Origin of the sequence: Rhizobacter sp. (assembly GCF_035702065.1) — a bacterium.
GTDB lineage: Bacteria > Pseudomonadota > Gammaproteobacteria > Burkholderiales > Burkholderiaceae_C > Rhizobacter.
In genome coordinates this window covers 1-7,834 of the sequence record NZ_DASSRA010000127.1, presented here as the reverse complement: position 1 = coordinate 7,834, position 7,834 = coordinate 1, and the positions used below count along the sequence as shown (strand labels likewise).

General features: G+C 67.7%; 7 protein-coding genes. 3 read left to right on the top strand and 4 right to left on the bottom strand.

The window, feature by feature from the left end:
• Together VFL64_RS05990 and VFL64_RS05985 are read right to left on the bottom strand one after the other, a co-directional pair.
• A partial coding sequence (locus tag VFL64_RS05990; protein ID WP_489539465.1) for an ABC transporter permease occupies nt 1–492 on the bottom strand: 492 nt, incomplete at its 3' end.
• A 124-nt stretch (nt 493–616) separates the two neighbouring features.
• The gene (locus tag VFL64_RS05985) at nt 617–1,564 is read right to left on the bottom strand and encodes an ABC transporter substrate-binding protein (protein ID WP_489539464.1); all 948 of its coding nucleotides are present in this window, start codon (nt 1,562–1,564) and stop codon (nt 617–619) included.
• A 138-nt stretch (nt 1,565–1,702) separates the two neighbouring features.
• Between VFL64_RS05985 and VFL64_RS05980 the strand changes: the two genes are divergently transcribed.
• Nucleotides 1,703–2,635: a recombination-associated protein RdgC gene (locus VFL64_RS05980; protein WP_489539463.1), complete on the top strand. Its 933-nt coding sequence runs from the start codon at nt 1,703–1,705 to the stop codon at nt 2,633–2,635.
• Between the two features lie 8 nt (nt 2,636–2,643).
• A complete protein-coding gene (locus tag VFL64_RS05975) occupies nt 2,644–3,498 on the top strand; it encodes a Rossmann-like and DUF2520 domain-containing protein (RefSeq protein WP_489539462.1) in 855 nt (284 codons plus the stop codon).
• Here VFL64_RS05975 and VFL64_RS05970 read toward each other — a convergent pair.
• Both VFL64_RS05970 and ettA read right to left on the bottom strand, forming a co-directional pair.
• Complete coding sequence (locus tag VFL64_RS05970; RefSeq protein ID WP_489539461.1) at nt 3,482–5,431, bottom strand: C1 family peptidase; 1,950 nt, start codon at nt 5,429–5,431, stop codon at nt 3,482–3,484. The two genes, VFL64_RS05975 and VFL64_RS05970, sit on opposite strands and share 17 nt — an antisense overlap.
• A 119-nt stretch (nt 5,432–5,550) precedes the next feature.
• The gene (gene ettA, locus VFL64_RS05965) at nt 5,551–7,215 is read right to left on the bottom strand and encodes an energy-dependent translational throttle protein EttA (protein ID WP_489539460.1); all 1,665 of its coding nucleotides are present in this window, start codon (nt 7,213–7,215) and stop codon (nt 5,551–5,553) included.
• A 152-nt stretch (nt 7,216–7,367) separates the two neighbouring features.
• Here ettA and VFL64_RS05960 point away from each other — a divergent pair.
• Nucleotides 7,368–7,834 (top strand): MFS transporter (locus VFL64_RS05960; RefSeq protein ID WP_489539459.1); only part of this gene is annotated, 467 nt, incomplete at its 3' end.

Genomic DNA, 7,834 nt, shown 5'->3' with positions numbered 1-7,834 from the left:
GCCCAGCGTGTAGGCCGCCTCCACCAGGTCGCGCCGCGTGTTGCCCACCACCACCGCGATCATCAGCACCAGCTGGAAGAAGCTGCCGATGAAGATGACGGCCAGCTTCTGTGCCTCTCCGATGCCGGCCCACAGGATCAGCAGCGGAATGAAGGCGCTGGCCGGCAGGTCGCGCGCGAACGAGACGAAGGGCTCGAAGAAGGCCTCAATGGGCTTGTAGGCGCCCATGGCCACGCCCAGCGGCAGCGCCACCAGCGCGGCAAGCGCAAAGCCGCCGACGACGCGCCACACGGTCATGCCGATGTCCTTGGCGAAGCCCATCTCGGTGAGCAGGGACCAGCCGGCCTTGAGCATGGTGAGCGGGTCGGCGAGGAAAGTCTTGGAGACGAAGCCGCCGAGCGTCGCCGCGGCCCAGGCGGCGACAAAGAGGATGAAGAAGGCGATGCCGAGGGCGACGCGGGTGGTGGACGTGACGGGGACGAGGGGTTTCATGCAGATTCGGAGCGGGCCTTCGATACCTCAGGCTGAGCGGTCGGGTGCAGGCGAGCAAGGATCTTCGCGAACCTCAGCCCGCTCAGGCTGAGGTATCGAAGCCCCGCACCACCCCCCGCCCGCATCACTTGATGAAGCGCGTATCCGCCAGCTTGGTGAGGTCAGGAATCGCCTTGATGATCCCCGCCTCCAGCAGCAGGTCCGCCGCCTCCTTGCTGAACGCCGCGTGCTCCCCCGCGAAGAACTTCTGGTTCGCCGCCTTGTCCTGCCAGCGCAGGTACTTCTGCGAGCCCTCGAACTGCTCGCCGCTCTGCTTCACGTCGGCCCCCATGATCTCGAAGCTCTTCTTGGGGTCGGCCTTGATCAGCTCGACCGCGTCGAAGTACGCATCGGCGAACGCCTTCGCGGCCTTGGGGTTGTCGGCCAGGAACTGCGGCGTGCAGCCGAAGGTGTCCATCACCATCGGGTAGTCGAGCGTGGTGGCGATGATCTTGCCGGCCTCGGGCTTGGCACGCACCGTCGACAGATAAGGCTCGTAGGTCATGCCGGCGTCGAGATCGGCGTTGCCGGCGATGAAGGCGTTGGCCGCGGCCTGCGGTTCGAGGTTGACGACCTTCACGTCCTTGATCGAGAGGCCGTTCTTCTTGAGCATCCACGCGAGCGTGAAGTACGGGGCCGTGCCGGGCGCGCTGGCCGCCACGGTCTTGCCCTTGAGGTCGCTGATCTTGGCGATGCCGGGCTTGACCACCATGCCGTCGGCACCGTAGCTCTTGTCGAGCTGGAAGATCTGCGTGGCGGCCACGCCGTTGGCGTTCCAGACGATCCAGGTCTCGACCGTGGTCGCGGCGCACTGGATGTCGCCCGAGGCCAGCACCAGGTGCCGGTCTTTCTGCGGGATCTTCTTGATGGTCACGTCGAGCCCGTGCTTCTTGAAGAGGCCCGCCTCCTTGGCAAGCGTGAGCGGGGCGAAGCCGGTCCAGCCGGAGATGCCGATGGCGACCTTGGTTTCTTGCGCCTGGGCCGGTGCGGTAACGAGGGCAGCCAGGGCCAACGCGAGCAAGCACTTCTTCATGGGAGTCTCTTTCGGTTGAGGTGGGGAAAGGGGTGCCCCATGTTCGCAAGATATGCGCCAAGGGGGCTCAGTAGTTGCCAGGGTTCGCCCTCCTACAATCCGCCCCCTCGCATCCCGTCTCCTTCCCAGCCGCCTTCCATGTTCAAGAACGCCCTCCTCTACCGCATCGGCCCCTGGGAGCCGCCCTCCAGCGCCGAGATCGAACGCCGGCTCGACGCCGGCCGCTTCGTCGAATGCGGCGCCTCGCAACCCGAGTCGGCCGGCTGGGTCGAGCCGCGCGGCGAAAAGAATGCTGCGCTGATGGAAGGCGTGGGCGGCCAGCTCATCCTCAAGCTGTGTGTCGAACGCAAGGCCGTGCCCAGCCAGGTGGTGAAGACCCAGCTCGAAGCGCAGCTCGACAAGGTCGAGGCCGACACCGGCCGCCGCCCCAAGGGCAAGAAGGCCAAGGAGCTGAAGGAAGACATCGTGAACGGCCTGCTGCCGCGTGCCTTCCCCAAGCGCTCGACCACGCTGGTGTGGATCGACCCGCGTGCCCGGCTGGTGCTGGTGGGCGCCGGCAGCGTGAAGGCCTCGGACCGCATCGTCAGCATGCTGGTCGATCTCCTGGGCGGCGGCATCACGCTCACGCTGCTGCAGACCGAGCTCTCGCCCGCCACCGCCATGGCCGAATGGCTCAAGACCCGCGAAGCGCCCGCCGGCTTCAGCATCGACCGCGAGTGCGAGCTCAAGCAGCCCGACAGCGAGAAGTCGACCGTGCGCTATGCGCGCCACACGCTCGACATCGACGAGGTCGGCGAGCACATCACCCAGGGCAAGCTGCCCACCTCGCTGGCCATGACCTGGAACGGCCGCGTCTCCTTCGTGCTGAACGAGGCCGGCGCGATCAAGAAAATCAAGCTGCTCGACGTGGCGCTCGAAGGCGCCGGTTCGACCGCAGGCAAGGACGACAACGGGTTCGACGCCGACGTGGCCATCACCACCGGCGAGCTGGGCCAGCTGATCCCGCAGCTGATCGACGCGCTGGGCGGCGAGCTGGCGCGCGACAAGCCGCCGGTGCAGCAAGCCGCCTGAGAGTCGACATGAGCACCATCGCCTTCATCGGCACCGGGCGCCTGGGGCAGGCGCTGGCCACCGCGCTGCACCAGCGCAGGGGTCCGGTGGCGATGGTGGCGAACCGCAATGCCGCCGTGGCTGAGCAGCTCGCGGCACGCTTGCCAGGTTGCCAGGCGGTCGACGCCGCAGTCGCCGCGCAAGCCGACCTGGTCTTCCTCACCGTGCGCGACGACGCGCTTGCACCCCTGGCGGCGCAACTGCCTTGGCGCAGTGGCCAGTCGGTCGTGCATTGCAGCGGCGCGACGGAGGTGTCGGTGCTGCAGCCGGCCGCCGACGCGGGCGCGTCCATCGGCGGCTTCCATCCACTGCAGATCTTTTCCGACCCCGCGCGGGCCATCGAGCTGTTGGCCGGCAGCACAGTCGCCATCGAAGGGCCGGAACCGCTGGAAGCGCAGCTGCGCCAGCTCGCCACCGCGCTGGGCATGCACCCGCTGCGCCTGCCGCCCGGCAGCCGCGCGCTGTACCACGGCGGGGCGAGCTACGCGGCGAGTTTTCTGCTGTCAATGCTGGCCGAAGTGGCCGAGATCTGGCGCAGTTTCGGCATCGACGAAGCGCAACTGCTGCGCGCGGTGCTGCCGATGGCGCACGGCACGCTGGAAGCAGCACAAAGCAAGGGCTTGTCGGCCGCCGTGGCCGGGCCCATCTCGCGCGGCGACGACGGCGTGATCGCGCGCCACCTGGCCGCGCTGGAAGCGCTCGGCCCCGAGCACGCCGCGCTGTACCGCGAGTTCACGCGCCGTCAGCTGGCGCTGGTGCAGGCCACCGGGCGTTTGACGAACGAGCAGGCCGAGCGCGTGCGCAAGATCATTTCCCGAGAATGAACCTGACCACCTGGGCCTGCGTGCCCGGGTCGTCGTCGAAGCCACCGTGCGTGGTGGCTGCGCTCACCGCCCCCGGCGCAACGAACGCCGTCGTGTGCGGCAGCTTCTTCACGTAGGGATCGAAGAACTTCTCCATGCCCAGCACCGGCGTGGTGACGCCACCCTCGAAGGACTCGCTCACCAGGTACAGCAGCGAGCGGCGATAAGGCCCGCAACTGCCGTCGTCCTGCTCGGCGTGGTCGCTCAGGTGGAACTGCTGGTAGCGCTTGACGGTGCCCGATTCGAGGTGCGGCCGCAGGCGCTCGTCGAAGGTCGAGAGCTTCACCGCCGGCGCCATGAAGCTCACCGATTCGAACTTCATCCCCTCCTGCGCCAGCCGGTCGATCATGAAGGCGGCCACGATGCTGCCGGCCGAGTGGCCGACGAAGTGCATGCGGATCTTCTTGTTCGCCACGCCGTGCTTGAAGTGCCGGTACAGCAGCACGCCGCCCGCCTGTTCGTCGTCGGCCGCCTCGGGCTTGTAGGCGCTCATCGCGTCGGCGTTCTGCTTCATCTCGCCCCAGATGCGCGTGCCGGGCCGGGCCAGCAGGCGCTCCAGGCGCTGGTTCCACCAGCCCTTGAGGTTGAAGCCGCCGCCGATGCTGCGCGGCACGTCCTTCACCGCGTCTTCGATGCAGTTGAGCAAGGTGCTGAAGAAGTCGGTCTCCCACATCAGGAAGATCGGGAACACCTTGCGGTCGTACAGCATCGGGATCCACTTGGCCGCGATGTCGGCGGCCTTGGACTCGCCGACCAGACCGCCGTGGGCGTAGATGCACACGTCGACCACGCCGTCGTCGAGCCCCCCGGTCTTGCGCGCCTGGGCCAGGTGCACGTCGACCAGCGCACGCACGTCGTCGGGCGTGGTGCGGAACACACCCGAGTTGCTGAGCGCGCCGTTGTTGCCCATGTTGACGATGAAGGGCGAAATCTCGCGGTTGCGCAGCACCTCATCGGCCGCCAGCGCTACGCGGCCCGCGGCATCGGTGCGCAGGCTGATGGCCTGGGAGATGGCCGTGTGGTCGCGCGTGACCACGCCCAGCTGGGCCACCCAGCAGTCCATGGCGTTGCGCAGCCAGTCGTCGTACGTGAGGATGGCGTAGCCGTGCGAGCCCCACTCGGGGCCCCAGGAGTTCTGCACCAGGAAGCCGCGCTCGTTGTAGCCGACGATGGCGAAGGCATGGCCCGGGTGCTCCGCGTGGCCGCCCTGCACCGGGATCTCCCACACTTCCTTGAACGAGGCGGGGCGGCGCTTCATCCCCGGCTGGTTCTGGCCTTCGTCCCAGCCGGTGTGGCAACCGCAGCTCGCGTAGATGATGCCCACCTCGTTGAGGGCGGCATGCATGTCGGTGAGCGACTGGGTGTCGATGCGGTAGTAGGCGCCCAGCGGGCGCTTGACCGCGTCGAACCACCAGTCTTCGCTGATCTTCTTGCTGGCGGGCGGCATGTCGAGCGCGGGGAACAAGACCTCGCGGCAGGCGCCGTGCTTGAACCAGCCCTTAAGCGCACCACGCAGGCTGGAGCCCTTGTCCTGCACCGAGCCCGGGAACTCGTCGTAGCGTCGCGCCATCGAGTACAGCATGAAGGCCGAGATGGCCGGCGCCGTCTCGCGCTTGCCGGCGCGCAGCAGGTGCTCCACCACCAGCGACAGGCCGAAGCCGGTGCAGGCCATGGTGTCGCCCTGGTTCTTCACCGGCAGGGCCACCGAGGGGAACAGCGTGGCGGCCGGGGCGCGGGCCACGTTGGGGCGGAAGGGCCGGTCGCGCGAGTCGGGCGGGTCGGGGCGGGCCACGCGCATGAAGAGTGGCTTGGGCGCCTTGGCTGCCCTCGCCTTGGCGGCCTTCTTGGCGGCTGGCTTCTTGGGGGCGGTCTTCTTGACGGCTTTGGTGACCATGGCTGTCTCCTCCGAAGAAGAGCCGATGGTCTGGCCGGCCCACGCGGCCGTCAAGCCTGCCAAGCTGGGGGGATGAAAAAGGGGCGCCGCAGCGCCCCTTGTCTCTTAACCCCGGTCGCTCACTTGAGCGCCTTGAAGCGCACGCGCTTCGGACGCGCACCTTCTTCGCCCAGGCGCTTCTTCTTGTCGGCCTCGTACTCCTGGTAGTTGCCGTCGAAGAAGACCCACTTCGAATCGCCCTCGCAGGCCAGGATGTGGGTGGCGATGCGGTCGAGGAACCAGCGGTCGTGGGAGATGACCATCACGCTGCCCGCGAACTCCAGCAGCGCGTCTTCCAGTGCGCGCAGGGTTTCCACGTCGAGGTCGTTCGACGGTTCGTCGAGCATCAGCACGTTGCCGCCCTGGGCCAGCGTCTTGGCCAGGTGCAGGCGGCCGCGCTCACCGCCCGAGAGGCTGCCCACCAGCTTCTGCTGGTCGTTGCCTTTGAAGTTGAAGCGGCCGATGTAGGCGCGCGAGGGCATCACGAACTTGCCGACGATGATGTTGTCGAGGCCACCCGAGACGTCTTCCCACACCGTCTTGTCGGCGCTGAGCGACTCGCGGCTCTGGTCGACGAAGGCGAGCTTGGCCGTCGGGCCGATCTTCACGGTGCCGCTGTCGGGCTTCTCCTGGCCCGAGATCATGCGGAACAGCGTCGACTTGCCGGCGCCGTTGGGGCCGATGATGCCGACGATGGCGCCGGCCGGCACCTTGAAGCTCAGGTTGTCGATCAGCACGCGGTCGCCGAAGCTCTTGGTGACGCCATCGAACTCGAGCACTTCGTGGCCGAGGCGGTCGCCCACGGGGATGAAGATCTCGTTCGTCTCGTTGCGCTTCTGGTAGTCGACGTCGCTCAGCTCTTCAAAGCGGGCGATACGCGCCTTGCTCTTGGCCTGGCGGCCCTTGGGGTTCTGGCGCACCCACTCCAGTTCCTTCTTCATCGCCTTCATGCGGGCGTCTTCGCTCTTCTGTTCCTGCTCCAGGCGGGCTTCCTTCTGATCGAGCCAAGTGGAGTAGTTGCCCTTCCAGGGGATGCCCGATCCGCGGTCGAGTTCGAGGATCCACTCGGCGGCGTTGTCGAGGAAGTAGCGGTCGTGGGTGATGGCCACCACAGTGCCGGGGAAGCGCTGCAGGAACTGCTCCAGCCAGTCGACCGATTCGGCGTCCAGGTGGTTGGTGGGTTCGTCGAGCAGCAGCATGTCGGGCTTGCTCAGCAGCAGGCGGCACAGGGCCACGCGGCGCTTCTCGCCGCCGGAGAGGTTGCCGATGACGGCATCCCACGGCGCAAGGCGCAGCGCATCGGCGGCCAGTTCGAGCTGCAGGTCGGTGTTCTCGGAGCCGGCGGCGGCGATGATGGCTTCGAGTTCGGCCTGCTCGGCAGCCAGCTTGTCGAAGTCGGCGTTCTCGTCGGCGTACTCGGCGTAGACCTGCTCCAGGCGGGCCTTGGCGGCCAGCACGCCGCCGATGCCTTGCTCGACGGCTTCGCGCACGGTCTGGGCGGGGTCGAGCTGCGGTTCCTGCGGCAGGTAGCCGATCTTCAGACCGGGCATGGGGGTGGCTTCGCCCTCGATGTCCTTGTCGATGCCGGCCATGATCTTGAGCAAGGTCGACTTGCCCGAGCCGTTCAGGCCCAGCACGCCGATCTTGGCGCCAGGGAAGAAGCTGAGCGAGATGTTCTTGAGGATCTGACGCTTCGGCGGAACGATCTTGCCGACGCGGTTCATGGTGAAGACGTACTGGGCCATGGGGGCTTCTCTGGGTGGCGCGCGTGGATGGATGGCGCGCTTGGGTGGAGCAGTGGGGTGGAACCGGAAAGACGGGATTATCCCTGCAGAGCCAATCCGCCCGGTTGTGCAGGGGGCACAGGGCGCTGGCCTTTCTGCTAGGGTCGCCCTCCATGCCCGGCCTCTTGAGCTTCCTCGCCCTGTGCAACCTCGTCATCGGCACGGGGGCGTTCATGCTCAGCGGCATGCTGGTCCCGATGAGCACGGCGCTCGTCACCAGCGTGGCCTCGGTGGGCCAGGCGATGACGGTCTACGCCTTGTCGACCGCCGTGCTGGCACCGCTCGCGCTGGTGTTCACCGGCCGCTGGCCGCGCCGCCGCGCGCTGGCCTTCGGGCTGGTCGTGTTCGCGCTGGGCAACGTGGTGTGCGCCTTGTCCACGCACCTCCTCTGGCTGTTCGCGGGCCGCGTGCTGATGGGCCTGGGTGCGGTGTTCACGCCGCTGGCGGCCGGCATTGCGGTGGCGGTCGTCGAGCCGGCGCGGCGAGGACGGGCGCTGTCGCGCGTCTTTCTTGGCATGAGCATGAGTTATGTGGTCGGCGTGCCACTGGGCGCCTGGCTCGCGTTCAGCCTGGGCTGGCG

Bases quoted from the DNA above. Each gene is read 5' to 3' on its own strand.
- VFL64_RS05985 (WP_489539464.1), bottom strand. From the start codon at position 1,564: ATGAAGAAGTGCTTGCTCGCGTTGGCCCTGGCTGCCCTCGTTACCGCA.
- VFL64_RS05980 (WP_489539463.1), top strand. From the start codon at position 1,703: ATGTTCAAGAACGCCCTCCTCTACCGCATCGGCCCCTGGGAGCCGCCC.
- VFL64_RS05975 (WP_489539462.1), top strand. From the start codon at position 2,644: ATGAGCACCATCGCCTTCATCGGCACCGGGCGCCTGGGGCAGGCGCTG.
- VFL64_RS05970 (WP_489539461.1), bottom strand. From the start codon at position 5,431: ATGGTCACCAAAGCCGTCAAGAAGACCGCCCCCAAGAAGCCAGCCGCC.
- ettA (WP_489539460.1), bottom strand. From the start codon at position 7,215: ATGGCCCAGTACGTCTTCACCATGAACCGCGTCGGCAAGATCGTTCCG.